This is a genomic window from Ferrovibrio sp. (assembly GCF_036381655.1).
Classification (GTDB): Bacteria; Pseudomonadota; Alphaproteobacteria; order Ferrovibrionales; family Ferrovibrionaceae; genus Ferrovibrio.
Genome location: NZ_DASVCJ010000040.1, coordinates 97,207 through 120,480, shown reverse-complemented (window position 1 = coordinate 120,480; position 23,274 = coordinate 97,207). Strand labels below are relative to the sequence as shown.

The window sequence follows — 23,274 nt, the reverse complement described above, 5'->3', positions numbered from 1 at the left end:
GACATGCATGCATCCGCTTTCCCCGAATTGCGTACCGCCCGCCTGCTGCTGCGCGGCTTCAAGGCCGAGGACGAAGCCGCGTTCCAGGGCTTCGCCACGGCGGAGGATTTCTGGCGCTTCCTGCCCGGGCCGGCGCTGACGCCCGAGCTGGTGACGCGCTTCATCGCCGCGCGGCTGGCGGAGGCGGAGAATCCGTCCGGGCGCGACTGGGTCTTCGCCGTCGAGGAAACCTCTATGCGGCGCGCCATTGGCATGGTGCGCCTGAGCATCGCCTCGCCCGAGCATCGCCAGGGCAATATCGGCTTCTCGCTGGACGGCGCGATCCGCGGCCGGGGCTATGCCTCGGAGGCGATGCGCGCCCTGTTGGATTACGGCTTCCAGGTTCTGGAACTGCATCGCATCACGGCCCTGGCCGATGTCGAGAATGCGCGCAGCCATGCGGTGCTGGAAAAGCTGGGCTTTCGCCGCGAGGGCCGGCTGATGCAGAATTTCTTCGTGCGCGGGCAGTGGCGCGATTGCGACCTCTTCGCGCTGCTGCGCGCGGAATGGCCGCAGCGCGCTGCGGCGCCGGGCGCGGGCGGCGGCACGGCCCTGGCGTAACGGACGGGCTGCGGCGCCGGGGCTGCGGCCAGGGCTGCAGCTAGGGCGCGCTGGCCGGCGTCTTGCCGGTATCCTTCCCGGTGCGCGGATCGATCAGCTCGTCGCGCGTCTCGCCGTCGCGGGTGACATACCGGATGGCGTATTTGCCGTCCTTCCAGTCCAGGCGGCTGACATAGGCGAAATTCGGCTCGCCCTCGATCTTGACGATGATCTGCGACAGCGACAGCGAGCCGAGCGGCGGTCCGCCCGGCGCGTCCAGCCGCGGCTGCGGCGGCGAGGCCGCCTGTGCGGATTGCGGCGCGGATTGTGTCTGCGCCAGGCTCTGGGCCGGCAGGGCAAGGCCGGCTGGAACAGCCATGAGAATGAGAGCGGCGAAGCGGTTCATCGCGAGGCAGGTCACCGGTAAATGGGATCGGACGACGATCCTTCAACACAATAGCTGCGGCACCGTGTCGGCGCGGCCGTGACTTTTCGTGTGACTTTTAATGTGACTTTTTTGCGAATTCCGCGCCGTCATCCGCGCTGCTCAGGACAGCGCCGCGCGCATGGCGCAGCGGCTGGTCAGGCCGCGCGCGGCCTCCGCGGCGAGAATGGCCGCCAGGCGCGGCGGCGGATCGGTCAGGATGGCGAAGCCGAGGCCCTTGTAATAGGGGGCGTTGAACGCCACGTCGCGGAAGGTGGTGAGCGTCAGGGCGGTGCAGCCCTGCGCCAGGGCCTGGCGCCGTGCCGTGTCGATCAGCGCCCGGCCGAAGCCGCGCCGCTGCCATGGCAGCCGCACCGCCAATTCCCAGATATGGAAATCGCCGTCCGCCGCGGGCCAGGCATGGAGAAAGCCGGCCAGGCCGCCATCGGTCTCGGCGACCCAGACCCGGCCGGCGGCGATCAGCGGCGGATAGGCCTCGGCGGCCAGGTTCGGCTCGTCGGCGACCCAGGCATGCGCGGTGGCGCGGAAGGCCTCGCCCGCCGACTGCTCGATCCCGGGCAGGGCCGGAATATCGGCAGGGGTGGCGAGGCGGATCCGTCTCACGCGCCGGCGTCACGCATCGGCCAGGCCGACGGCATCGCCGCGCCGGATCGTGCCGCCCTGGACGACGCGGGCATAGACGCCGCATTGCGTATGGCCGTATTGGCGGCGCAGCGCGCCGAGCACGTCCTCGTCCAGTTCGGCGGTGTCGGGATTGACATGCGTGGCGGCGCAGCGGCCGATGGTTTCGGCCACTTCCAGCACCGCCTCGCCGATGTGCAGCCGCTTGCCGATCCAGCCCAGTTCGGCCCAGGCCGGGAAGCCGTCGAGCAGCAGATTGGCGCGGAAGCGGCGCCAGTCGGCCGGCGCGCCGCCATGCGTCGGGCCGAGATGCCGGCCGAGATCGGCCATGGTCGCCGCGTTCTGGATCGAGATATACGGCTGCTGCTTGTCGGTGAACCACACGTCTGGCGCCGCGGCGACGCGCACGCTGCCGCGGGTTTCCTCGCCGAGCAGGCGCAGCACCAGCTTTTCCAGCGCCGCGCGCCCGGACGGCGTGGTCAGGTCGGCATTGTCGATGCCGTCATCCGAGGTTTCGGGCTCCGGATCGGCGACGGTGATGCGCTGGCCCGCCGGATCGAAGCTGCAATGCAGGGCGGCCAGCCGCGGATTGCGCACCCAGGTGAGGAAATGCCCCTTCTTCTGATAGGCGGGCTGCGCCGGATCGAAGGCCGAGGCGCCATGGGCCAGGGCGAAGCGGCGATCGCCGGGAAGCGGCCGGTCCGGCGCGAGCAGGGCCTGGTCGAGCGGCTGTGCGGTCAATCCCTTGACGGGGAAGCGGACGATGCGGGCGAGCGTGGCGGTCGTGGTCTCGGTCATGGCGCGACGATGCGCAACGGCGCGGTTTTGGTCAATCGCCGCGCCGCGGCGGAATTGTCCGGGTGCACTTTCATGCCAGCGTCCATCCCGCCGCGTCCGGTGCCGTTTTCTGCTACCGCGGCGGGTTTGGTCTTAGCATTGCCACCGCTCTCCTTGCCCGCTGCCGGCAAAATGGCGCGGATGGCGCGCTTTCGCTCGGGAAGCTGCGCGCGGTCCCGGCTAAGGGGGTCTTGCACGGCGGCTAAATTTGTATAATGCCGCCGGATAGAGGGCATGTACGTCGAAGGAATCTTGATCATCGTCGCCGTCTTCGCCACCGGGCTGCTGCTCGGCGCGATGCTGTTCCATACCTTCCTGATCACTCCGATGGTCTTCCTCAAGCTCGACCCGCTGCCGGCGCTGAAATTCATCCGCGCGTTGCTATCGCTCTATTACATGGTGATCGCCGGCATGGCGACGCTGGCGGCGCTGGCCCTGGTGGCGCTGCAGGACAACATTCTCGCCGGCACCATGGGCTTCGTCGCGGTGCTGGCGGCCTTCGTGCATCAGGGGCTGATGCCGCGCATGCACAGCCTGCATGACGCGGTGCGCTGGGGCGAGGACGATGCGCGGCCGAAATTCCGCAAGCTGCATCGCCTGAGCATGGCGATCAACGGCGTGCAGATGTTCGCCGTCGCAAGCGTGCTGCTCGATCTCGCCTACTGACGCGCCCGCCTTCCAGCAGCGCCAGCACGGCAGCTTCTTCCGGCCGCAGCGCCGTGCCGCCGGTGGCGCGGATGCGCAGGCGGTGCGCGCCGCGCTCATAGGCGCTGATCACCGCCGGATGGATGTAGCATTTGCGGCAGATCGTCGGCGTGTTGCCGAGCCGGCCGCCGACCAGGTCGATGGCGGCGCGCAGATTGCGCCGGGCCGCCGCCTTGCTCGCCGGCGCCGGGAAGGCCTGCAAGGCCAGGGCGGCCAGCAGCGTGCCGCCCCAGGTGCGGAAATCCTTGGCGGTGACGGCATCGCCGGCGACCGCGCGCAGATAGGCGTTGACGTCGGAGGAGGTGACGCTGCGCTGTTCGCCCGCCGCGTCGATATACTGGAACAGGTGCTGGCCCGGCAGGTCCTGGCAGGCCTTGACGATGCGCGTCACCCGGCGGTCGCGCAGCCGCAGGCGCCAGGAGCGTCCGCTCTTGCCGGTGAAGCGGAAGCGCAGCTCGCCGCCGCCGTTATGCACCGCGACATGCTCGTCCTGCAAAGTCGTGATGCCGTAGCTGTCATTCTGGCGGGCGTAATCGGCATTGCCGATGCGGATCAGCGTCGTCTCCAGCAGATGCACCACCGTGGCCAGCACCTTTTCGCGCGGCAGGCCGGGCCGCGCCATGTCCTCGGCGAGCCGCCGGCGCAGCGCCGGCAGGCGGCGGGCGAAGGCGGCGATGCCGTGGTATTTCGTCGCCTCGCGCTGGGCGCGGAATTCCGGATGATAGATGTATTGCTTGCGCCCCCGGGCATCGCGCCCGGTCGCCTGTAGATGGCCCTGCGGATCGCGGCAGATCCAGACCTCGCTCCAGGCCGGCGGGATCGCCAGCTTGCGGATGCGTTCCAGGGTCGCGGCGGCGCGGACTGCGCGGCCTTCATCGTCGAGATAGGCGAAGCCCTTGCCGGCGCGGCGGCGGATCAGGCCCGGCGCCGCATCGGAGACATGCACCAGGCCGGCCCGCCTGGCGGCGGCATGCCCGGCCTGGCGCGGACGGGCGCGGCCCAAGTCAGCGGCCTCCGCGGCCTTCGGCTCCGGACTCCGCCTGATGCGTATGCTTCGCCAGCTTGCCGAAGGCGACGCGCAGGCGCTCCAGCTCGGCTTCCGACATCTTCTCGATATCGAGCAGGTAATTATGCGCCGATTTCGAGGTGCGGATCAGTTCGTCCAGCTTGAGCTGCATGGCGACGGAATCGCGGTTCTGCGTGTTCTGGATCAGGAACACCATCAGGAAGGTGACGATGGTGGTGCCGGTGTTGATGGTGAGCTGCCAGTCGGAGGAATAGTCGAAGACCGGGCCGCTCAGCGCCCAGACCAGCACCAGCCCGACCGCGATCATGAAGGTCCAGGACGAGCCGGCGATCTGCGATGTGCGCGTGGAAAAGCGCAGGAACCAGGACGCATTGCGCATGGCGGGCCTCCTTGCTGTCGGCATCGGAATGAAAACCCGCTGGATCGCGCCGCGGTTCCTGCCCGGTACCGCGCAAAGCGCGCGCTTGCATAACCGCGCGCCCGCGATCACTCTCGGCCGGCCGCAAAAAAGGGGGGAGCCATGCCCGTCGAACTGTATCTCGCTTATCTCGCCGCCTGCCTTGCGGTGGTGATCGTGCCCGGGCCGACGGCAACGCTCATCGTCGCCAACAGCCTCAATCACGGTCTGCGGGCCGGCCTTGCCAATGTCGCCGGCACGCAGGCCGGCCTTGCGGTTTTCATCGGCATCCTCATGGCCGGCCTGGCGGCGGTGATCGCGGCGATGGGCGCGCTGTTCGACTGGTTGCGGCTGGCGGGCGCGGCCTATCTGATCTGGCTCGGCTGGAAATTGCTGCGCGCGCCGGCGGCGGAAGCGGGATCGGCGGCGGCGATGCCGAAGCCGCGCTGCGGTTTTTTCCTGCAGGGCTTCCTCGTCACGCTCAGCAATCCGAAGACGCTGCTGTTCTTCGGCGCCTTCATTCCGCAATTCATCCGCGCCGATGCCGCCGCCGCGCCGCAGATCCTGCTGCTGGGGCTGACGGCCATGGCCTGCGCGCTGGTCTTCGACAGTGCCTATGCGGTGCTGACGGCGCGGGCGGGCCGGTTCGTTTCGGCCCGGCGGCTGCGGCTCGCCAGCCGCTGCAGCGGCGCGGTGCTGATGGGCGGCGGGCTCTGGCTGGCGTTCAGCCGGGCGAAATAGCGGTTTGTTCCTGCCGGGCTATACGATGTGTTTAGGAGCATAAATATCTTGAACAAAACAGGTACATACGGCTCTTTGCAGGGTGTTTCACGTGAAACATCCCCCGGCTTTTCGTCGTCCCGGCCAAGCGGCGCCTGTTTGCGCCGCGCGAGCCGGGACCCTATTTGCAGCGGTCAGCCTGAATGAAATCTCGGGTCTCGCGCCATGAACGATGGCGCTCGCCCGGGATGACGGGACCCAACGGAACGCGGGGGATGTTTCACGTGAAACAGCCTGATGCGAGCCGGCGGCGAATCCCTTTGACGCCTGTGGATGGCTGCCCTAAAACCCGCGCCCATGACGGATGTTTTCCCGACAGCCTTCGATGTGATCGTGATCGGCGGCGGCCATGCCGGTTGCGAGGCCGCGGCCGCCGCGGCGCGGCTGGGCGCGCGCACCCTGCTGCTTACGCACAGGATCGAGACGATCGGCGAGATGTCGTGCAATCCGGCGATCGGCGGCCTGGCCAAGGGCCATCTGGTGCGCGAGATCGACGCGCTGGACGGGGTGATGGGCCGCGTCGCCGATGCCGCCGGCATCCAGTTCCGCCTGCTCAACCGCTCGAAGGGCCCGGCGGTCCGCGGTCCGCGCGCCCAGGCCGACCGCAGGCTCTATCGCCAGGCCATGCAGGCGATGTTGCAGGAGCAGGCGAACCTGACCATCCGCGCAGCCAGCGTGGAGGATATCCGCATCGAGGCCGGCGCGGTGAAGGGGGTTCTCTGCGCCGACGGCACTTTCATCGCCGCGCCCAAGGTGATCCTCACCACCGGCACCTTCCTGCGCGGGCTCATTCACATTGGCGAAGAGAAGATCCCGGCTGGCCGCGTCGGCGAGGCGCCCTCGCTCGGCCTGTCGAAAACCCTTGAGACATGCGGCTTTTCGCTCGGCCGGCTGAAGACCGGCACGCCGCCGCGCCTAGATGGCAGGACCATCGACTGGGCCGCGCTGGAAATGCAGGCCGGCGACGATCCGCCGGTGCCGTTCAGTTTCCTGACCCGGGCGATCGCCACGCCGCAGATCGAATGCGGCATCACCTATTCCTCGCCGCGGGGCCATGAGCTGATCCGCGCCAATCTGCACCGCGCGCCGATGTATTCCGGCCAGATCGAAAGCACCGGGCCGCGCTATTGCCCTTCGATCGAGGATAAGGTGGTGCGCTTCGGCCAGCGCGAGCGGCATCAGATCTTCCTCGAACCGGAAGGGCTGGACGACGACACCGTCTATCCGAACGGCATTTCGACCTCGCTGCCGCGCGACGTGCAGGCCGAGCTGCTGAAGACCATCCCCGGCCTCGAAAAGGCGGTGATGCTGCGGCCGGGCTATGCCATCGAGTATGATTTCGTCGATCCGCGCGAGCTGAAGCCCACCTTGGAAACCAAGCGCCAGCCGGGCCTTTATTTCGCCGGCCAGATCAACGGCACCACGGGCTACGAGGAGGCGGCGGCCCAGGGCCTGATCGCCGGCATCAATGCGGCCCTGGCGGCCGGCCATCTCGGCGCCGCGCCGGGCGGGGAGGCCAGGACCTTCGTGCTGGACCGGGCGGATGCCTATATCGGCGTGCTGATCGACGATCTCGTCACCCTCGGCACCCGCGAGCCCTATCGCATGTTCACCAGCCGGGCGGAATACCGCCTCAGCCTGCGCGCCGACAATGCCGACCAGCGGCTGACCCCGCTCGGGCTGGCCATCGGCTGCGTGGGTGTTTCACGTGAAACAGCCTATACCGCCAAGGCCGCCGCCCTGCAGGCCGCCCGGGACCTGGTCCGCGGCCTGAAGATGACGCCGCCGGAACTGGCCAGGCGCGGCCTGCCGGTGAATCAGGACGGCCAGGTCCGCTCGGCGGCGATGCTGCTGGGCTATCCCGACATGACCGTAGCGAAATTGGCGGAAATCTGGCCGGAATTGCGCGGGCTGGCGCCGGAAATCGTCGAGCAGCTCGAAATCGACGGCCGCTATGCCGGCTATATGGAGCGCCAGGAGGCCGATATTCTGGCCTTCCGCAGGGACGAGGGGCTGGCCCTGCCGGAGGACCTCGATTATGCCGCCATCGGCGGCTTGTCGAACGAGGTCCGCGCCAAGCTGGCCGAGCACAGGCCGGCCACGCTGGGCCAGGCCGCCCGCATCTCCGGCGTCACGCCGGCCTCGCTCTCGGCGCTGCTCGGCTATGTGAAAAAGACCCGGCGGCTGGCCCGCAACCGGCCGGCGCCCGGGCGGACCGGGACGGCGACCGACGCCGCCGAGTAGTGCCGCGCCGGACCATGCCGGGCCGGGCTGTTTCACGTGAAACACCCCTCGGCCAGCCGGGTTATCCTTGGAAAACCGGAAGAAACCGCATGATGTCTCTGAAAACCCTGCGCTACGCCGCCCTGATCCTCTCGGCGCTCAGCCTCGGCATGGGATTCTGCCATCTGATGGAATTGCCGGCCCGGATCAACTGGAGCGCCGATCTCTGGGTCGGCAGCACGGTGGAGGGCGGGCTGTATCAGATGTTCGGCAGCCTCGGCGCCGTGATCGTCGTGCTGAACGTCATCGTCCTCGTCACCCTGGCGATCCGGCTGTACCGCCACCGCATCGTCGTGCGCTGGCTGGCCATCTTCGCGGCCTTGATGTACCTGCTGGCGCTGGTCTTCTGGTTCATCCTCGTGGCGCCGGCGAATGTCCAGCTCGCCACCTGGCTGGGCGGCCATGTCCCGCCGGATTGGGCATCCTGGCGGCTGCGCTGGGAGCTGGGCCATGCCTTCAACACCGTGCTGCAGATGCTCGGCTTCGCCGCCCTGGCCTGGTCGGTGCTGGAGGAAACCCCGGCCGAACACTGAGCCGGGCCCCCCTTGAGCGGGGGGTGTTTCACGTGAAACACCCCCCGCGGCCGGGCGGCCGGCCCGTCCGGCATGACAAGAGCCGGCATTTGGGCGATAACCCGGCCATGGCCGCCTGCGACAAGCCGATGACCCCGGACGACTTCCAGGCCCGCACCGGCGTTTCACGTGAAACACTGGAGCGGCTGAAGGCCTATGCCGCCTTGCTGGCCAGATGGCAGAAGGCGATCAACCTGGTGGCGCCGACGACCCTGCCGGATCTCTGGGGCCGGCATTTTCTCGATTCCGGGCAGCTTTTGCCGCTGGCGCCGGCCGGAACGCGGCGCTGGCTCGATCTCGGCTCGGGCGGCGGCTTTCCCGGGCTGGTGATCGCCGCCTTGGGCGTGGACAACGTGCATCTGATCGAGAGCGATCAGCGCAAGGCGGCTTTCCTGCGCGAGGCGGCGCGGGCGATGGGGCTGCCGGTCACGGTCCATGTGCGGCGCATCGAGGCGGTCGAGCCCGCGGCCTTGCAGGCCGCGCTGGGCGGGCCGCCCGAGGTGATCTCGGCGCGTGCGCTGGCGCCGCTGCCCGAGCTGCTGCCGCTGGCGCATCGCCTGGCCGGTCCCGACACGGTTTATCTCTTCCCCAAAGGCCGTCAGGCCGAGGATGAATTGACCGAGGCCCGGCGATATTGGACAATCGCGGCAATGGATATGCTGCCGAGTCAGACCGATCCGGCGGCGCGGATCCTGCGGCTGAGGGGACTGCGACCCGCGTGACCAGTACAGAACGAGAACAATCCTTCCACGACATTCTGGCGGCCGAGCTGGCCGCCGCTGCCGCAGGCGATGCCGGTCAGGAAACCGGGGCAGTCTCGGGCGCTGCCGCACCGGATGAGGAAGAGGCCTCGGCGGAACGCCTGTCCGCAGACGCCGAAGATAGCGATACCGGGATTGCCGCCGCCGGCATGTCCGCCGCGGCACGCGCAGGCGCACCGGCAGGCGCTCTGGCAGACGAAGCGGAGCCGCAGCCGCTGGGCGCGCCGCGCCGCCGCGCCCGCGTGCTGGCGATCGCCAATCAGAAAGGCGGCGTCGGCAAGACGACGACGGCGATCAATCTCGCCACCGCTTTGGCCGCGGTCGGCGAGCGCGTGCTGCTGATCGACAGCGATCCGCAGGGCAATGCCTCGACCGGCCTGGGCCTGACGCAGGACGAGCGCGCCTTCGGCACCTATGAATTGCTGATGGGCGAGGCGGTGCTGGAAGAGACGATCCGGCCGACCAAGGTGCCCAATCTGCTCATCGTGCCGGCGAGCGTGGACCTGGCCGGCGCCGAGCTGGAGCTGATCGATCTCGAGCATCGCCAGCACCGCATGAAGGAAGCGATCGAGGGCCGGCTCGGCGATTACGATCATGTGCTGATCGACTGCCCGCCCTCGCTGACCCTGCTCACCGTGAATGCCATGGTGGCGGCCGATGCCGTGCTGGTGCCGCTGCAATGCGAGTTCTTCGCGCTCGAGGGCCTGAGCCAGCTTCTGCGCACCATCGAGCGCGTGCGCAGCACGCTCAACCCGGCGCTGGATGTGCAGGGCGTGGTGCTGACCATGTTCGACAAGCGCAACAACCTCTCCGAACAGGTCGCCGCCGATGTGCGCGGCTTCCTCGGCGAGAAGGTCTACGAGACGGTGATCCCGCGCAATGTGCGCATTTCGGAAGCGCCGAGCCATGGCGTGCCGGCGCTGATCTACGATCACCGTGCGCCGGGCAGCACCGCCTACATGGCGCTGGCGCGCGAAGTGATCCGGCGCGAACAGGCGCTGCGCGATGCAGCGTGACGGCACGATATCCGTATTTCATTTCCGTCATGCGCGGGCCTGACCCGCGCATCCCGTTTTTGACGGGAGTCCCGGGTCAGGCCCGGTGGCGACGCAGCAAGAGGGCAGTGTGAGAGTATGATCGACGATCCGAAACGCCGCGCCGTGCCGGGCAAGGGCCTGGGCCGCGGCCTGGCCGCGCTGATGGGCGACGCGGGCAAGGAGGGCGAGGTCGCCGCGCCGCGCGGGCCGGCGCGCGAGGTGCCGATCGAGCAGCTCAAGCCCAATCCGTATCAGCCGCGCAAGAGCTTCAGCCCCGGACCGCTGGAGGAACTGGCGCGCTCGCTGAAGGAGAAGGGCGTGCTGCAGCCTTTGCTGGTGCGGCGCGGCAGGGAGCCGGGCTCCTACGAGATCATCGCCGGCGAACGCCGCTGGCGCGCGGCGCAGCTGGCGCAGCTGCATGCCGTGCCGGTGGTGATCAAGGAGATCAGCGACCGCGATGCGCTCGAGATCGGCCTGATCGAGAATGTCCAGCGCGAGGATCTCAATCCGCTGGAAGAAGCGGGCGCCTTCCAGCGCCTGAGCGCGGAATTCGGCTACAGCCAGGATCAGGTCGCGCAGGTGATCGGCAAGAGCCGCAGCCATGTTGCCAACGCGCTGCGGCTGCTGCAATTGCCGCAAAGCGTGCAGGACATGATCGCGCGCGGCCAGCTCACCGCCGGCCAGGCGCGGCCGCTGGTCGGCCATCCCCTGGCCGAGATGCTGGCGCAGCGCATCGTCGAAGGCAGCCTCACGGTGCGTCAGGCTGAGAAGCTGGTTGCCGTCGGCCGCGCGGTCGGCGGCGAAGGCGGCGCGGCGAAGAAGGGCGGCCGGCCGGCCAAGGCGCCGGCGGACGGCGGCACCGGCGCGGCACCGGCGAAGAAGGATGCCGATACGCTCGCCTTCGAACGCGGCCTGACCGCCGCGCTTGGCTTGAGGGCCGAGATCGAGGCCGAGCCGGGCAATCCGGAAGCCGGCCGGCTGGTGCTGCATTACCAGACTTTGGAACAGCTCGACGAACTGGCGCGCAAGCTGAGCAAGCGCTGACGGCGCGCAATCAAGAGCGCGCAGGCAACGGCGTTCAGTCGGCGGCGAGGATTTCGGGCGCGATGTCCGCCGCCGGCGGCGGCGCGGCCAGCATCTGCAGCAGCTTTGCGGCATCGCCCTCGATGACGAAGCGGCCGATCGGCAGCGCCAGCAGGCGCTGGCGCCGCGCCTGGTATTCCGCGTCGGTCAGGTTGCGGAAGAAATCGACCAGGGCCTGCTCGAACGGCGCGGCGAAGCTCCAGCCGACCTGCAGCTCGTCGACCAGCGTGCCGGTCTCGAAGCCGGATGCGGCCAGGCAGGGCACGCCGAAATAGCCGGCCTCGTAGAAGCGGCAGGGCCGCAGCCAGCGCGAATTATGCTCGGCATGTTCCAGATCGATGGCCCAGGCGAAATCGACCTCGCCATAGAGCCGGGCCAGGTCCTGCGGATTCCTGAACGGGCCTTCGTAGATCAGGTTGTCGATGCGCTGCAGGGTCTTCTCGAAATGGCGCTGCTCCAGCGTGGTGAAGACGCCATGGAACTTGAACAATACCTGCCCCCTGAGCCGCTCGGCGACGCGGGCGATCAGATCGAAGGTCTGCCGCCCGCGGATCAGGCCGCAATAGCCGACCACCCAGCGATAGCCGCTGCGATACTGGCGCGGCGCCGCCGCCGCCGGCCGGGCCAGATCGCCGCGGCTTTTGGCGAGCGCCGGCGACAGCTTGTTTTCCAGCAGGAACCACGGCCCGGCATAGCCCTGCACCGGCCGGAAATAATGATGCAGGAAGCCGGGCGAGGTGAGCACCAGCAGCCGGATGCGCCTGAGGCCGAAACGCTCGATGGCGCGGAAGACGCGCGCCGCCGCGCCGCTGCCGACGAAGGCCGGCTGCACGTCGAGGATTTCGTAGACGATCGGAATCGGCTTGCCGATCAGGCCGCGTGCCAGCAGCGCCAGCAGCAGCAGATCGATGTTGCGGGCATAGAACACATCCGCCCCGGCCAGCAGCTTGAGGCTGCGGATCAGCACCGGCAGGGCGCCGAGACAGGCGATCAGGCGCATCATGTAATGGCCGTCGCGGGTGCGCCCCAGCGCGATACTCGGCCAGGACGGCAGGAAATCGCCGTTGTAGCGGCCGCGCCTAAAGCCCAGCACCAGCAGGCGGCAGCCTTCGGCCAGGAATGCCTCGGCCCGGTTTCCGGTATTGCTGTCCGTCTGATCTGGCGTGAAATAGACGATGGCCTTCGACATGCCCGCAACCGCCAAGTGTCAAACAGCCACAAAGGCCGCCTCTTGAGTGTACGGCCGCGCGAAAGCCGGCGCATGTGATCAAGGCGTGTTCCCGCAGCCCGGTACTTGCGATTGATTGTCAACTGTTCCGTGCCTAAATCATGCCCGATGGAGGATGCCATGACCGAAAGCAATGTTGGGAGCAAAGCCGCCAAGCCCCTCGCCACGCCCCTGTCGCCGGAAGCCGAATACGTGCTGAAGCGGCATGGCACCGAGCGGCCGGGCAGCAGCGCGCTGAATTACGAGAAGCGGCCGGGCGTGTATCGCTGCGCCGGCTGCGGCGCCCCGCTATTCGCCTCCGAGACCAAATATGAAAGCGGCAGCGGCTGGCCCAGCTTCTGGGCGCCGGCCGATCAGGCGGCGGTCGCCACCACCCCCGACCGCAGCCACGGCATGCTGCGCACCGAGGTGCATTGCGCCCGATGCCAGGGCCATCTCGGCCATGTCTTTCCGGACGGCCCGCAGCCGACCGGCCTGCGCTATTGCATCAACGGCGCGGCTCTGGATTTCGAACCGAAGCCATAGCGGGTTTGCGGCGGTCGCAGCCGAAAAAAGCGGCGATTGCGCGCGTCCTGCCCAATTTTTCGCCAGCCGGATCGCAACTGATCCGAAAAAAGCGGTCTTCCCGGGCGGAATCCTCCGCTGCCGCACCGCAAAAGGCTGGCATGCTTCTTGTAACTCCTGCGGGCAGAGGTATGCGCCAGGGGTGGGCCGGCCGATGTTCCGTCACCGGAACGGGCGGCTTCCGGAAAGCCCGGAGGACCGGGTCCGGCGAATGGCGCGACCTTCCATGATCAGGAGGTCCAATCGTCATGCACCGTTTTTCCGTCTCGCAGCCCGCGGCGCCGGTTGCCGCCGCGGCCGGTCCGCGGCAGACCGGCTGGCTCATGCTGGCGCTCGCCGCGATGTTCGCCCTGCTGCCGGCTGCCGGCTTTGCCGCCGACGAAGCCCCCAAACTCGATAGCGGCGATACCGCCTGGATGCTCACCTCCACCGCCCTGGTGCTGATGATGACGATCCCGGGCCTGGCGCTGTTCTACGGCGGCATGGTGCGCAAGCAGAACGTGCTGGCGATCATGATGCAGAGCTTCGCCATCACCTGCCTGATCAGCGTGCTGTGGATGGTCGTCGGCTACAGCCTGAGCTTCTATCCGGGCAATCCGATCATCGGCGGCTTCGACCGCCTGTTCCTGTCCGGCATGGCGATCGACAGCGTGAACGAGCTGGCCAAGACCATTCCGGAATCGGTCTTCATGACCTTCCAGATGACCTTCGCCATCATCACCCCTGCCCTGATCACCGGCGCCTTCGCCGACCGCATGAAATTCTCCGCCATGCTGTGGTTCATGGGCCTGTGGTCGCTGTTCGTCTATGCGCCGATCGCGCATATGGTCTGGGGCGGCGGCCTGATGGGCGATATGGGCGTGCTGGATTTCGCCGGCGGCACCGTTGTGCATATCAATGCCGGCGTCGCCGGCCTGGTCGCGGCTTTGGTGATCGGCAAGCGCCAGGGCTACGGCAAGATCAGCCATGCGCCGCATAACCTGACGCTGTCGATCATCGGCGCCGGCATGCTCTGGGTCGGCTGGTTCGGCTTCAATGCCGGCTCTGCCGCCGGCGCCAGCGCCAATGCCGGCATGGCCATGGCGGTCACCCAGATCGCCACCGCGGCCGCCGCGCTGGCCTGGATGTTCGCCGAGTGGCTCGCCCGCGGCAAGCCGAGCGTGCTGGGCATCGTCTCCGGCGCGGTTGCCGGCCTGGTCGCCATCACCCCCGCTTCCGGCTTCGTCGATCCGATGGGCGGCCTGATCATCGGCATCGTCGCCGGCATCGTCTGCTACGTCGCCGCGACCAGCGTGAAGAACGCGCTGGGCTACGACGACAGCCTGGATGCCTTCGGCGTGCATGGCGTCGGCGGCATGGTCGGCGCCATCCTGACCGGCGTCTTCGCCAGGGCCTCGATCGCCGGCAAGGATGCGCCGCTCGGCCTAATCGACGGCAATGGCGGCCAGGTGCTGACGCAGATCTACGGCGTCGCGATCACCATCGTGTTCACCGCGGTCGTCTCGCTGATCATCCTCAAGGTCATCGACTGGACCATCGGTCTGCGCGTCGACGAGGCCACCGAACGCGATGGCCTCGACCTGAACCTGCACGGCGAGACGGTGCAGTAAGGGAGCGTGCAGTCACAGCCCGGACCGGCTCGACCCACCCGCCGGCCCGGGCTGTTTTCTTTCCGCTTTTCGCCGCTGCTGCGGCGCCGTCTTCCGTCCGGCGCCGGCCTATAGATGCCCCAGCGCCGCCGCCGGCACGATCTCGAATTTGGCGGCGCCGGGCTTCTGCCAGAAGAACTGCAAGGTGGCGGTATTCTTTTTCTGGAAATACCAGATCGTCAGCGGATACCAGCCCGGCACCGTGACCTTGACCTCGGCCGGCGAACTCATGCGGTCGCCATGCACGTCGGGATCCTCCAGCAGCATCGGCCCGCCGAGGAAGATGCGCACGCCGTCATTGGAATTGGCGGCGAAGTAATAATCGCCGCGCTCCAGCCTGATCATGCCGTCGAGGCGCAGGCCCCAGAGCTGCGTCATCTGCGACTCCCAGATCGCGCCCGAGCCATCGCCGCCATCGACCGGCGCCACCGGCTTGCCGACCTCGCCCTTGTTGCGCCCGGCGAAGCGGACCAGGTCGTCGACATGCTCGAAGGTGATGTTGCGGTAATAGGTCGGCACCAGGCCCGGCTGTATCGCCGCTGCGGCCGGCTGCGGCTGCAACGGCTGCACGGACGGCATGGTCGCGGCCCGGCCGGGCGCGGCAAACATCAGCAGCGCCGCGCCGAGCAGCGCGGCAGAGGCTTGGCGTCGGTTCGTCATCGCACGCTCCCTGGCTGATGCCAGCCTAGCAAGCTTCCGGGGCGAGCGGCAACCGAAGCCTCGTCACGCCCGGCCCTTGAAGGCCGGCGGACGGTTGGGCGGCGGCTCGCTGGCGGCGCGCGCGCGCAATTTCGGATATTGCGCCAGCAGGCCGGCGCATTCTGCCATCTGCTCGACATCGTTGAAGGCCGGAATGCCGGCCGCTTCCAGCGCGGCGAACCAGGCCGCCTTGTCCGGCAGGGTCCCCATCATCGCATGCATGACGGCAAGGCCCTGCGGCCGGCGGTCGCGCCGCATCCGCTCGGCGATGGTCTGCACCACCGGCGCGGCATCGACCATGAAGGGCACGACATGGATGCCGAGAATGGTCTTGAAGGCCGGATAGCCCTTCTGGACGGCGAGATCGAAGCACAGGCCGAAGCGCTCCTCGCGGGCATCGGCCAGGAGGTCGATCGGATTGGCGACGCTTGCCTCGCCCGGCAGGGCCGCGCGCAGCGGCGCGGCCATCGCCGCCGGCAGATCGACGAGATCGAGGCCTTCGAGCACCGCCTGGTCGGTGCAGACCACGCCCGGCCCGCCGGAATTGCTCAGGATCAGCGCCTTTGCGGCGATGCCCTCGGGATAGAAACTGAAGCCCTTCGCCGCCAGCAGCAGGCGCCGCAGGGAGGTGACGCGCAGCGCGCAGCATTCGGCGGCGAACGCAGCCAGCGCCGCCTCGCTGTTGGGGACGGCGCCGGTATGGGCCGCCGCCGCCCTGCCGCCCTGGCCGGTGCGCCCGCCGATCAGCAGCACGATGGGCTTCTTTTTGGCGGCCTCGCGCGCGGCGGTGCGGAAGCGCGCGGGGTCCTCGATGCCCTCGGCATAGAGGAAGATGCCGCTGCAGCCCTCGTCCGCGCCGAGATATTCCAGATGGTCCTCCAGGCCGAGATGCATGGCATTGCCGACCGAGACGATGGTGCCGAAGCCGAGCCGCTGGAGATTCGCCGCGGCGATCACCTCCTCGGCCAGGGCGCCCGATTGCGAGACCAGGGCGAGGCCGCCGCCCGGCGGCAGGTCGCGCAAAAAGCTCGGCGCCAGCCGCAGGTCCGGGCGCAGATGCATGTAGCCGGCGCAGTTCGGCCCGGCGATGGTCAGGCCATGCGCGGCGGCAAGCTCTCTGAGTTCGGCATCGCGGGCGCGGCCCTCGTCGCCGGCCTCGGCGAAGCCGCCCGGCAGGATGAGCAGATTGCGGATGCCGGCCTCGGCCGCCTCGCGCACCGCACCGACGATCATGTCGGGCCGGATGACGATGACGGCGAGATCGACCGGCTCGGCCAGGCTTTTCAGCGCCGGCTGCATCGTCAGGCCGAACGCCGTGCCGCCCTTGGGATTGATCGGCACCAGCCGGCCCGTATAGCCCGCCTTGATGAGATTCTGCAGCACCGCCCCGCCCGACGAGGTGGCGCGTTCGCCGGCCCCGACCACGGCGATCGAGCGCGGACAATAGAACGGAGTCAAATCGCGCATCGGCGTTTCTCCCGCAAGCCCAGGCCGTCAGGATATAGCGCAACTTAGTTTGAGGGGCAAACTATCGGGCGGCGGCGACGCGAAGGAGCCGATTGTTAAAGAGTGGATCGCAAAAAGCGGATCGTTGCGGGATACGGAGCGCGAAACGCGGGCCGGACCCGGCCCTATCTGCGAGGCTAGCCCAGTTCGAGCCTGACGATGATCGGCGCATGGTCGGAGGCCTTTTCCTTGCCGCGCATCGCCTTGATCACCCGGGCGCCGCGCAGGTTCGGCTGCAATTGCGGGCTGACCCAGACATGGTCGAGCCGGCGGCCCTTGTCGGCCGCCTCCCAGTTCGGCGAGCGGTAGCTCCACCAGGAATAGAGCTTTTCGCTTTCCGGCACGAAATGGCGCACCGCATCGACCCAGTCGCGCGCCTTCTGCATCTTCTTCATGCCCCCGGTCTCGACCGGGGTATGGCTGACCACGTCGAGCAGCTGCTTGTGCGACCAGACATCGGTCTCCAGCGGCGCGATGTTGAGATCGCCGACCAGGATCTCGCGCCCGCCCTTCTTCTTCAGCTCCATCGACCAGGCGGTCATCTCGCGCAGCACGTCGAGCTTGTGGGCGAATTTGTCGTTCTTCGCCGCATCCGGCACGTCGCCGCCGGCCGGCACATAATAGTTGTGCAGCACGGTGCCGTCGGGCAGCCGGGCGGCGATATGGCGGCAATCGTCGCGGCCGCACAGCATGCGGGTTTCCGACAACTCGATCTGATGCTTGGCGAAGATGGCGACGCCGTTATAGCCCGGCTGGCCCTTGATCAGCCGCGTGGTATAGCCCTGCTGCTCGAAGACTTCGTGCGGGAACTGATCGTCGCGCACCTTGGTCTCCTGCAGGCAGAGCACGTCCGGGCCGTACTCGCTGAGGAAGCCATGCATCAGGTCGAGGCGGGCGCGCACCGAGTTGATGTTCCAGGTGGCGATGGTGATGGCGCCCTTCGGCGCGGCGGCTTTCTTCGGCATGGCGGAGTTTTAGCGGATTGCCCTTTGGAGGGGAAGCGCAGCCGGTCTAATCTTGTCCGGCGAAGTCGCGTTCACGATCAGCCGAGGAGGTGTCATGCCGATGCGTCTCGAAGGCTCCTGCCGCTGCGGCGCGGTCAAATTCAGCGTCGACAGCCATTGTCCGGCGCCCTATCAGCTCTGCTACTGCTCGATCTGCCGCAAGACCGCCGGCGGCGGCGGATATGCCATCAATCTGTCCGGCATCGCCGGCAGCCTGAAGGTCAGGGGCCGGAAGGCGCTCGGCGTCTACCGCGCGGAAATCTGCGACGACGATGGCGGCAATTGCGAAACCAGCAGCGGCGAGCGCAATTTCTGCAAAAAATGCGCAAGCGCGCTGTGGCTCTACGATCCGACCTGGCCGGACCTCGTGCATCCCTTCGCCTCGGCCATCGACACCGAGCTGCCGGTGCCGCCGTCCCGGGTGCATCTGATGCTGCGCTACAAGCCGGGCTGGGTGGTGCCGCGCATCGGCAAGACGGACGAGAGCTACGACCTCTATCCGCGGCTGTCGATCGCCGACTGGCACAGAAAGCACGGCATGTGGGTGGACTAGGGCACCGCCCCGGCCGCCGCTAGGCGTATTTCTGCGTCAGCTTGGTCATGTCGACATGCGTGATGCCCTCGGCGGCGAAGCCGAAGCCGGCATCGGGCTTGGCCAGATCCTGCAGCAGGCGCCTGGTATAGCCGTAGGTCGCCAGCATCAGGCTGCCGCCCAGGGTCAGGCGGCGCAAGCCGGCGCGGCGCAATTCCTCCAGCGACGGCATCGGCCGGCCGGTCGAGACCATCACGTTCAGCGGCGCCGGCGCCACGGCCGCCGCCATGCGCCGGATACCGTCGGCGTCGAACAGGCCCGGCACGAAGACCGACCTGGCGCCGGCGGCGTGATAGGCCTTCGCCCGCCGCGCCGCCTCGTCGAAGGCCGCTTCGGGCCCGCCGACATTGAACAGCACCGGATCGGTGCGGGCATTGAGCACGAAATCGGGCAGGCCGGCCTGTTCCGCCGCCGCGACGCCCGCCTTGATCCGCGCCACCGCGAGATCGAGATCGAACAGCTTGCGCGTTTTCGGATCGCTGTCCTCGATGTTGCAGCCGACCAGCCCGGCCCCGATCGCCGCGCGCACGCTGGCCGCCACCGCCTCCGGCCCGCTGCCGTAGCCGGCCTCGAGGTCGCCGCTCACCGGCAGCGGCACCCGCCGCGCGATCGCGGAAACCACGGCCAGCATGCGATCCGCGCCGATATTCTCGCCATCGGCCAGGCCATGGGCGAAGGCGATGCCCGAAGAGGTGGTCGCCACGGCGGCAAAGCCGGCCTCGGCGATCAGCGCGGCGCTGGGCAGGTCCCAGGCATTGGGCAGCAGGAAGCAGCCCTCGCGATGCAGGGCTGCGAAGCGGGCGGCCTTTTCGGCCTGCGATGGCTGGTTCATGCGAACCTCCCTATTGAAGACTCAGGATGGACGGCTCAGGACCGGGCGAAAATCGGGATACGCGCATTGGAAGACGGACGGTAGCGCAGCGCTGTGACATCCGTCACCGGAAATGTCGCCGTGGCGATCATCTCGGCGATCGCCGTTGCGGCGATGGTCGCGGCGATATCCGGCCCGGCGCAACGATGGCTGCCATGACCGAAGCCGAACAGCCGGCGCTGCCGACGCTCGATCAGAAACCGATGCGGCTCGGTATTGGCGGCGGGATCGCGATTGGCCGCCGCCAGCAGCACCAGCACCGCCGCGCCGGCCGGCACCGCCTGGCCGCAGAGGGTGCCGTCGGCGGCAGCGAAGCGCCGCGTATTCTGCACCGGCGCATCGTGGCGCATCGCCTCCTGGACGAAGGCGGGCAGCAGGTCCGGCCGGGCGGCGAGCTGCCTATGCAAGACCGGCTGACGCGCCAGGGCAAGCAGCGCATTGCCGAGCAGCGCCGCCGTCGCATCATGCGTCTGCACCAGCAGGCCGAGCGCATTGGCCAGCATCACGTCGTCGCCGCGCAGGTGCCGCATCAGGCCGTCCTGGGCCAGGCCGCCGGCCGCGCGCAACCGCGCCAGGAGCGCTTTTGCCGCGGCATCGCCATCGGCCATCGCAGCGGAATCGGCCTGCGGCAGAAAGCTGCGGACCAGAAGCGCGAGCTGCATCGCCGTCTCGTCCAGGCGGTCCGTCAGCCCGAGAAGCCGCGCCATCGCCTGCACCGGCAACGCGAAGAGCAGATCGTCGGGCGGCAGGCCGCGCAGCGCCCGCAGCCGCTCGCGCGTCGCCGCCGCGACCTGTTCGGCCGGAATGGCCGCCAGAGCCGCCTGCAGCAGGCGCTTGCGCCGGTCGCGCTCGGGCCCTTCGGTCTGGCGCACCAGCCGGCCGAAGACGGCGGCGGCCATGCCCGTGCCGAGATGCCGCGGCACCGGCTCGGCCGGCGGCCGCACGCGGCAGAGATCGCTCGTCAGCACGGCTTCCACGGCCGCAGCGCTCGCCGCCACCCACAGGTTCAGGCGGGCGTCGAAATGAAACGGCCGCTCGCGCACCAGCCGCTCGTAATAGGGATACGGATCGGGATGGGTGACGGCGGCGATGGGATCTGGCGGCGGATCGGCGGGCATTGTCATGCCGCCACTGTAGCGTTCGCCGCCGCGCCGATGCTTCGGCGGCGGCCGAAATATCGGGAGGTCAGGCCGCGGCCGGTTTGCGGCCTCGCACCGAGGTCGGGATCACATTGGTGCCGATGTCGATCAATCCGAAATCGCGGAACCAGCCGATGACCTCCTCTTCGCTATGAACGCCGTGATAGGTCGGCGTGTAGCCATCGAACAGGGTAAGCGCCGACCGGGCCGCGGTTTCGTGATACACCGTGAAGGGAAACTGCTCCCTGACGGCGCGCAGAAACGGGTTCTGGCGATTCTGCCGCGCAATATCGACAATCCAGCTACACCAGGCCTGAAAGGCCGGATGCGGCAGCCGCGACGTGAGAGGTATCCATTCTTTGCGCTTGGCGTGCAGCGGCGAATAAACCCAGATGGCGAATTCGCCGCCCGGCTTCACCAGCGGCACCAGCTTTGCGGCGTAAGCCCTCGTATCGGGCGTGTGATGCAGCACGCCTGACGAAATCACGAAATCGAAACTCTCCGGACGGAATGGCAATGCGCCGATATCCGCCTGGAACACGGCGACGCGATCCGCTCCGGCGAGATGGGCGTGCGCCACGTCGACCGATGCGCTCAGGTCGACGCTGACGACGTAGGCGCCCCAGCCGGCGAGAATTTCCGACAGGCGGCCGGTGCCGCAGCCGGCATCGAGAAACAGCCGGCCCGCCACATCGGCCTGCGTCAAGCCGAATTTCAGCTCGAAATCCTTTTGGCTGAAATCGGTTTGGTGCCCCTCATCGTGCTGAGTCGTCCTGTAGAGGGTCCACTGGAAGGAAAAAGACGCGGCATAATGATCGGAGGCGACGAAGCGCGGCACGCCATTGACGATGGGGATGTTGCGGCCATCGGCCAGGACCAGGGCATCCTCCCGGACGGCCGTGATTTGCGGCTGGACGATCTCGATCAGCCGGGCGGCAAAAACCGGATCGAGGGCCTTCTTCAATGCAATGCTGAGGTCGATGGCCGCCATGTCAGGATAGTCCGCATGTCATGACCAGCGCGCCGTTCTCGCGCCCAAGTGTGATGTCGAGCCCTGCGGCCATGGCGGATGGCGACAGGGCTGCGATCAGCGCGGTCCGCGTCTGCTCCGGGACATGATCGACAAGCGGCAGGTCGCCGGAGCCGATCGCGGCGACGATCTGCCGCAGCCAGGCGGCCGCCGCCGCTTCCCCGCCGCAGGCCTCGATCAATGTCCGCCGCAGGCCATCCAGCGGCGTGACGGACAACTGCGCCGATGCGAGGCGCTCCTCGCGCCAGTTCAGAACCGCCTTTGCATGCAATTCCCCGGTCGTGTCGTAGGCGAAGCGCTCCAGCCGCAGCGAGGCATCCGACTTAAAGCCCAGCGACAGGGTCAGCCGCGCGGGAGATGGCAGCCAATCCGCCGTCAGGTCTTCGACGATGATATCGAGCATTCCCCATGGCGCCGGTTGCGACCAGGCAACACGGACTGAAGATGCGGCAAGCCGGCCGAAGCCGAGGTCTTCAAGTGCAAGCTCGACGTTTTTGAGGCGCAGATCGTGATCCCCCGCGGCGCCAGATTCTCCGACCTGCAGCTGCGTGCCGAGATAGGTCTGCAGTTTCGCAAACTGGAAAAGCCCGACATTGCGATAGGTCGAGGCTCTCTTCTGCAGATGCAGCAGCGCTTCGACGGTTTTGAGATCGCGCGTGAGGGTTTCGATGACGGCGTAGCGGCGCTGCGTGCTGCGCAGGTCGGCGTTGTCGCTGGGAGAGAAGTAGATGAACCGGTCGAGATGCACATATCGGCCGCCGCCTTCCTGCTTGACCGAAGCCACCATCTCGGCATGCGGCAACGGAAGCGGGCGGCCGTTCTCCAAGACCATCAGCGGCGATATCCCGACCTGATCGTCGACCACATCGCGCTCCAGATTGATGACATAGCAATGGCCCTCGGCCCAACCGACCTTATCGACCACGGTCAGTTCCGGCGAGCGGATGAATGACTGCAAAAGGCGCGGCAACTGGCGTCGGCGATCGCCTCGGCCGATCAGTCGGGCGGCATAGAAGGTGGCAAGGGCGGTTGAGATGAAGAGGATCGAAGGCAGCTTGTAGGAGGTCACCGGCCAGGCTCTTCGGAGTGCGACCCAAGGACCATATCCCGCCCGCCTTGCCCTCTACAACCGCTAATGCGCCGCGCGCTGGGCCGGGTCGTAGTAGAAGCGCTCGCGCCAGATTTTCTCGCCGCGCCAGGTCTGATGCGCCAGTTCCTCGATGCGGCGCATTTTGCCATCGGGCAGGTCGAATTCGAACACCCAGTGGATCACCACCGTATCGCCCTCGACCAAATAGGGCCGGATGCAGCGGCTGCGCACGGCGGCGACGCGCTGCAGCACGGCGGCCTCGTGCTCCATCAATGCCTGCCGACCCTGACGTGGCGGTTCGGTCAGGTTCTCCTGCATGCTGGCATCCTCGGTATAGAAATCGCGGATGGCGCCGACATGGTCGTTGGATTCGACGGCGGCGATGAAGGCCTCTATGGTGTCGCGGCTAGGCATGGTTTCCCCTCGCCCTGCGACGGATTAGCGCAGGCGGTGTTCTGGATTATAGGGCAGCGTTGCTCCAAGTTAAGAACGGAGGTTTGCCATGATCACCCGGACCGACAAGATCTTTGCCACCGTGCTCACCATCGCCCTGGTGGCGGCGCTGATCGCGGCGGCCGTGATGTCGCTCGGCTTCTGGCACGATATGGGGGTGCCCTTCGATCCCGCCGCCACCGTGCCGATGATCCTCGGCATCGGCTTCAGCCTGATCGTCGGCGGACTGGTGGTCGGCGTCTTTCTCTACGGCCGCCGCCGCGAAAGAAACGAAGACGGCAATTCTCCGCGCTAGAATCCGCGTTGCCGCCTGAAAGGGCCG

Annotated in this window: 27 protein-coding genes; 12 read left to right on the top strand and 15 right to left on the bottom strand. The window is 67.9% G+C overall.

The genetic code is table 11. The features are described 5' to 3' along the window. The first annotated feature begins 3 nt into the window (after nt 1-3). Entirely contained in the window at nt 4-600 is a 597-nt protein-coding gene (locus tag VF194_RS08505) for a GNAT family protein (RefSeq protein WP_330889972.1), read from the top strand. A gap of 40 nt (nt 601-640) precedes the next feature. Here VF194_RS08505 and VF194_RS08500 read toward each other — a convergent pair whose 3' ends face one another. From VF194_RS08500 to VF194_RS08485, 4 genes are all read right to left on the bottom strand, one after another. Continuing rightward, nucleotides 641-985: a hypothetical protein gene (locus tag VF194_RS08500; RefSeq protein ID WP_330889970.1), complete on the bottom strand. Its 345-nt coding sequence runs from the start codon at nt 983-985 to the stop codon at nt 641-643. Nucleotides 986-1,126: 141 nt separating this feature from the next. Beyond that, a complete protein-coding gene (locus tag VF194_RS08495; protein ID WP_330889968.1) occupies nt 1,127-1,627 on the bottom strand; it encodes a GNAT family N-acetyltransferase in 501 nt (166 codons plus the stop codon). A 9-nt stretch (nt 1,628-1,636) separates the two neighbouring features. Beyond that, a complete protein-coding gene (locus tag VF194_RS08490; protein WP_330889966.1) occupies nt 1,637-2,443 on the bottom strand; it encodes an MOSC domain-containing protein in 807 nt (268 codons plus the stop codon). Next, a complete protein-coding gene (locus VF194_RS08485) occupies nt 2,440-2,742 on the bottom strand; it encodes a hypothetical protein (RefSeq protein WP_330889964.1) in 303 nt (100 codons plus the stop codon). The genes VF194_RS08490 and VF194_RS08485 overlap by 4 nt, the downstream gene beginning before the upstream one ends. Between VF194_RS08485 and VF194_RS08480 the strand changes: the two genes are divergently transcribed. Continuing rightward, nucleotides 2,717-3,148, top strand: coding sequence for a DUF4149 domain-containing protein (locus VF194_RS08480; RefSeq protein WP_330889962.1), 432 nt, complete (start codon nt 2,717-2,719; stop codon nt 3,146-3,148). The two genes, VF194_RS08485 and VF194_RS08480, sit on opposite strands and share 26 nt — an antisense overlap. Here VF194_RS08480 and VF194_RS08475 read toward each other — a convergent pair. After that, nucleotides 3,093-4,190, bottom strand: a complete 1,098-nt coding sequence (locus VF194_RS08475; protein ID WP_330889960.1) for a DNA topoisomerase IB — start codon at nt 4,188-4,190, stop codon at nt 3,093-3,095. The genes VF194_RS08480 and VF194_RS08475 overlap by 56 nt on opposite strands. Nucleotide 4,191: 1 nt before the next feature. Next, nucleotides 4,192-4,593 (bottom strand): low affinity iron permease family protein, encoded by a 402-nt coding sequence (locus tag VF194_RS08470; protein ID WP_330889958.1) that lies wholly within the window; start codon nt 4,591-4,593, stop codon nt 4,192-4,194. Nucleotides 4,594-4,734: 141 nt separating this feature from the next. On the opposite strand from VF194_RS08470, the gene VF194_RS08465 reads away from it, so the two are divergent. The 6 genes from VF194_RS08465 (at nt 4,735) to VF194_RS08440 (ending at nt 11,088) form a co-directional block, all read left to right on the top strand. Further along, complete coding sequence (locus VF194_RS08465; RefSeq protein ID WP_330889956.1) at nt 4,735-5,352, top strand: LysE family translocator; 618 nt, start codon at nt 4,735-4,737, stop codon at nt 5,350-5,352. 336 nt (nt 5,353-5,688) lie between these two features. Next, nucleotides 5,689-7,635, top strand: a complete 1,947-nt coding sequence (gene mnmG, locus VF194_RS08460) for a tRNA uridine-5-carboxymethylaminomethyl(34) synthesis enzyme MnmG (protein ID WP_330889954.1) — start codon at nt 5,689-5,691, stop codon at nt 7,633-7,635. A gap of 89 nt (nt 7,636-7,724) precedes the next feature. After that, the gene (locus tag VF194_RS08455; protein ID WP_330889952.1) at nt 7,725-8,207 is read left to right on the top strand and encodes a hypothetical protein; all 483 of its coding nucleotides are present in this window, start codon (nt 7,725-7,727) and stop codon (nt 8,205-8,207) included. Nucleotides 8,208-8,335: 128 nt separating this feature from the next. Further along, nucleotides 8,336-8,968 carry a 16S rRNA (guanine(527)-N(7))-methyltransferase RsmG gene (gene rsmG / locus VF194_RS08450; protein ID WP_330890091.1) on the top strand — a complete coding sequence of 211 codons (633 nt, stop codon included), beginning with the start codon at nt 8,336-8,338 and terminating at the stop codon, nt 8,966-8,968. A 188-nt stretch (nt 8,969-9,156) separates the two neighbouring features. After that, nucleotides 9,157-10,023, top strand: coding sequence for a ParA family protein (locus VF194_RS08445; protein ID WP_414656086.1), 867 nt, complete (start codon nt 9,157-9,159; stop codon nt 10,021-10,023). 117 nt (nt 10,024-10,140) lie between these two features. Next, nucleotides 10,141-11,088: a ParB/RepB/Spo0J family partition protein gene (locus VF194_RS08440; RefSeq protein WP_330889950.1), complete on the top strand. Its 948-nt coding sequence runs from the start codon at nt 10,141-10,143 to the stop codon at nt 11,086-11,088. 34 nt (nt 11,089-11,122) lie between these two features. Here VF194_RS08440 and VF194_RS08435 read toward each other — a convergent pair whose 3' ends face one another. Then, on the bottom strand, nt 11,123-12,316 hold the full coding sequence (locus VF194_RS08435; protein ID WP_330889948.1) for a hypothetical protein: 1,194 nt from the start codon (nt 12,314-12,316) through the stop codon (nt 11,123-11,125). A 159-nt stretch (nt 12,317-12,475) separates the two neighbouring features. Here VF194_RS08435 and msrB point away from each other — a divergent pair, with 159 nt between their 5' ends. Next, nucleotides 12,476-12,880, top strand: a complete 405-nt coding sequence (msrB, locus tag VF194_RS08430; protein WP_330889946.1) for a peptide-methionine (R)-S-oxide reductase MsrB — start codon at nt 12,476-12,478, stop codon at nt 12,878-12,880. A 362-nt stretch (nt 12,881-13,242) separates the two neighbouring features. Further along, complete coding sequence (locus tag VF194_RS08425) at nt 13,243-14,529, top strand: ammonium transporter (RefSeq protein WP_414656085.1); 1,287 nt, start codon at nt 13,243-13,245, stop codon at nt 14,527-14,529. 108 nt (nt 14,530-14,637) lie between these two features. Here the strand turns inward: VF194_RS08425 and VF194_RS08420 are convergent, their stop codons facing one another. From VF194_RS08420 to xth, 3 genes are all read right to left on the bottom strand, one after another. Then, nucleotides 14,638-15,228 (bottom strand): PA14 domain-containing protein, encoded by a 591-nt coding sequence (locus tag VF194_RS08420; RefSeq protein WP_330889944.1) that lies wholly within the window; start codon nt 15,226-15,228, stop codon nt 14,638-14,640. A 63-nt stretch (nt 15,229-15,291) separates the two neighbouring features. Next, nucleotides 15,292-16,734, bottom strand: coding sequence for a CoA-binding protein (locus VF194_RS08415; RefSeq protein WP_330889942.1), 1,443 nt, complete (start codon nt 16,732-16,734; stop codon nt 15,292-15,294). Between the two features lie 176 nt (nt 16,735-16,910). Continuing rightward, nucleotides 16,911-17,738 carry an exodeoxyribonuclease III gene (gene xth, locus VF194_RS08410; RefSeq protein ID WP_330889940.1) on the bottom strand — a complete coding sequence of 276 codons (828 nt, stop codon included), beginning with the start codon at nt 17,736-17,738 and terminating at the stop codon, nt 16,911-16,913. Nucleotides 17,739-17,832: 94 nt separating this feature from the next. On the opposite strand from xth, the gene VF194_RS08405 reads away from it, so the two are divergent. Then, nucleotides 17,833-18,330 (top strand): GFA family protein, encoded by a 498-nt coding sequence (locus tag VF194_RS08405; protein WP_330889938.1) that lies wholly within the window; start codon nt 17,833-17,835, stop codon nt 18,328-18,330. 19 nt (nt 18,331-18,349) lie between these two features. Here VF194_RS08405 and VF194_RS08400 read toward each other — a convergent pair whose 3' ends face one another. The 5 genes from VF194_RS08400 to VF194_RS08380 all read right to left on the bottom strand — a co-directional run bounded on the left by VF194_RS08400 (nt 18,350) and on the right by VF194_RS08380 (nt 22,913). After that, nucleotides 18,350-19,201, bottom strand: a complete 852-nt coding sequence (locus VF194_RS08400) for an isocitrate lyase/phosphoenolpyruvate mutase family protein (protein ID WP_330889936.1) — start codon at nt 19,199-19,201, stop codon at nt 18,350-18,352. A 35-nt stretch (nt 19,202-19,236) separates the two neighbouring features. Beyond that, a complete protein-coding gene (locus VF194_RS08395; protein ID WP_330889934.1) occupies nt 19,237-20,364 on the bottom strand; it encodes a cytochrome P450 in 1,128 nt (375 codons plus the stop codon). A 61-nt stretch (nt 20,365-20,425) separates the two neighbouring features. Further along, nucleotides 20,426-21,370, bottom strand: a complete 945-nt coding sequence (locus VF194_RS08390; protein ID WP_330889932.1) for a class I SAM-dependent methyltransferase — start codon at nt 21,368-21,370, stop codon at nt 20,426-20,428. A gap of 1 nt (nt 21,371) precedes the next feature. Then, entirely contained in the window at nt 21,372-22,478 is a 1,107-nt protein-coding gene (locus VF194_RS08385) for a hypothetical protein (protein WP_330889930.1), read from the bottom strand. 63 nt (nt 22,479-22,541) lie between these two features. Then, the gene (locus tag VF194_RS08380; protein WP_330889928.1) at nt 22,542-22,913 is read right to left on the bottom strand and encodes a nuclear transport factor 2 family protein; all 372 of its coding nucleotides are present in this window, start codon (nt 22,911-22,913) and stop codon (nt 22,542-22,544) included. Nucleotides 22,914-23,001: 88 nt separating this feature from the next. Here VF194_RS08380 and VF194_RS08375 point away from each other — a divergent pair, with 88 nt between their 5' ends. Continuing rightward, nucleotides 23,002-23,247 (top strand): hypothetical protein, encoded by a 246-nt coding sequence (locus tag VF194_RS08375; protein ID WP_330889926.1) that lies wholly within the window; start codon nt 23,002-23,004, stop codon nt 23,245-23,247. Nucleotides 23,248-23,274 lie beyond the last annotated feature (27 nt).

Coding starts and splice junctions, on each gene's coding strand:
- VF194_RS08505 (WP_330889972.1), top strand. CDS start 4: ATGCATGCATCCGCTTTCCCCGAATTGCGTACCGCCCGCCTGCTGCTG.
- VF194_RS08500 (WP_330889970.1), bottom strand. CDS start 985: ATGAACCGCTTCGCCGCTCTCATTCTCATGGCTGTTCCAGCCGGCCTT.
- VF194_RS08490 (WP_330889966.1), bottom strand. CDS start 2,443: ATGACCGAGACCACGACCGCCACGCTCGCCCGCATCGTCCGCTTCCCC.
- VF194_RS08480 (WP_330889962.1), top strand. CDS start 2,717: ATGTACGTCGAAGGAATCTTGATCATCGTCGCCGTCTTCGCCACCGGG.
- VF194_RS08485 (WP_330889964.1), bottom strand. CDS start 2,742: ATGATCAAGATTCCTTCGACGTACATGCCCTCTATCCGGCGGCATTAT.
- VF194_RS08470 (WP_330889958.1), bottom strand. CDS start 4,593: ATGCGCAATGCGTCCTGGTTCCTGCGCTTTTCCACGCGCACATCGCAG.
- VF194_RS08465 (WP_330889956.1), top strand. CDS start 4,735: ATGCCCGTCGAACTGTATCTCGCTTATCTCGCCGCCTGCCTTGCGGTG.
- mnmG (WP_330889954.1), top strand. CDS start 5,689: ATGACGGATGTTTTCCCGACAGCCTTCGATGTGATCGTGATCGGCGGC.
- VF194_RS08455 (WP_330889952.1), top strand. CDS start 7,725: ATGATGTCTCTGAAAACCCTGCGCTACGCCGCCCTGATCCTCTCGGCG.
- rsmG (WP_330890091.1), top strand. CDS start 8,336: ATGACCCCGGACGACTTCCAGGCCCGCACCGGCGTTTCACGTGAAACA.
- VF194_RS08445 (WP_414656086.1), top strand. CDS start 9,157: ATGTCCGCCGCGGCACGCGCAGGCGCACCGGCAGGCGCTCTGGCAGAC.
- VF194_RS08440 (WP_330889950.1), top strand. CDS start 10,141: ATGATCGACGATCCGAAACGCCGCGCCGTGCCGGGCAAGGGCCTGGGC.
- VF194_RS08435 (WP_330889948.1), bottom strand. CDS start 12,316: ATGTCGAAGGCCATCGTCTATTTCACGCCAGATCAGACGGACAGCAAT.
- msrB (WP_330889946.1), top strand. CDS start 12,476: ATGACCGAAAGCAATGTTGGGAGCAAAGCCGCCAAGCCCCTCGCCACG.
- VF194_RS08425 (WP_414656085.1), top strand. CDS start 13,243: ATGCTGGCGCTCGCCGCGATGTTCGCCCTGCTGCCGGCTGCCGGCTTT.
- VF194_RS08420 (WP_330889944.1), bottom strand. CDS start 15,228: ATGACGAACCGACGCCAAGCCTCTGCCGCGCTGCTCGGCGCGGCGCTG.
- VF194_RS08415 (WP_330889942.1), bottom strand. CDS start 16,734: ATGCGCGATTTGACTCCGTTCTATTGTCCGCGCTCGATCGCCGTGGTC.
- xth (WP_330889940.1), bottom strand. CDS start 17,738: ATGCCGAAGAAAGCCGCCGCGCCGAAGGGCGCCATCACCATCGCCACC.
- VF194_RS08405 (WP_330889938.1), top strand. CDS start 17,833: ATGCCGATGCGTCTCGAAGGCTCCTGCCGCTGCGGCGCGGTCAAATTC.
- VF194_RS08400 (WP_330889936.1), bottom strand. CDS start 19,201: ATGAACCAGCCATCGCAGGCCGAAAAGGCCGCCCGCTTCGCAGCCCTG.
- VF194_RS08395 (WP_330889934.1), bottom strand. CDS start 20,364: ATGACAATGCCCGCCGATCCGCCGCCAGATCCCATCGCCGCCGTCACC.
- VF194_RS08390 (WP_330889932.1), bottom strand. CDS start 21,370: ATGGCGGCCATCGACCTCAGCATTGCATTGAAGAAGGCCCTCGATCCG.
- VF194_RS08380 (WP_330889928.1), bottom strand. CDS start 22,913: ATGCCTAGCCGCGACACCATAGAGGCCTTCATCGCCGCCGTCGAATCC.
- VF194_RS08375 (WP_330889926.1), top strand. CDS start 23,002: ATGATCACCCGGACCGACAAGATCTTTGCCACCGTGCTCACCATCGCC.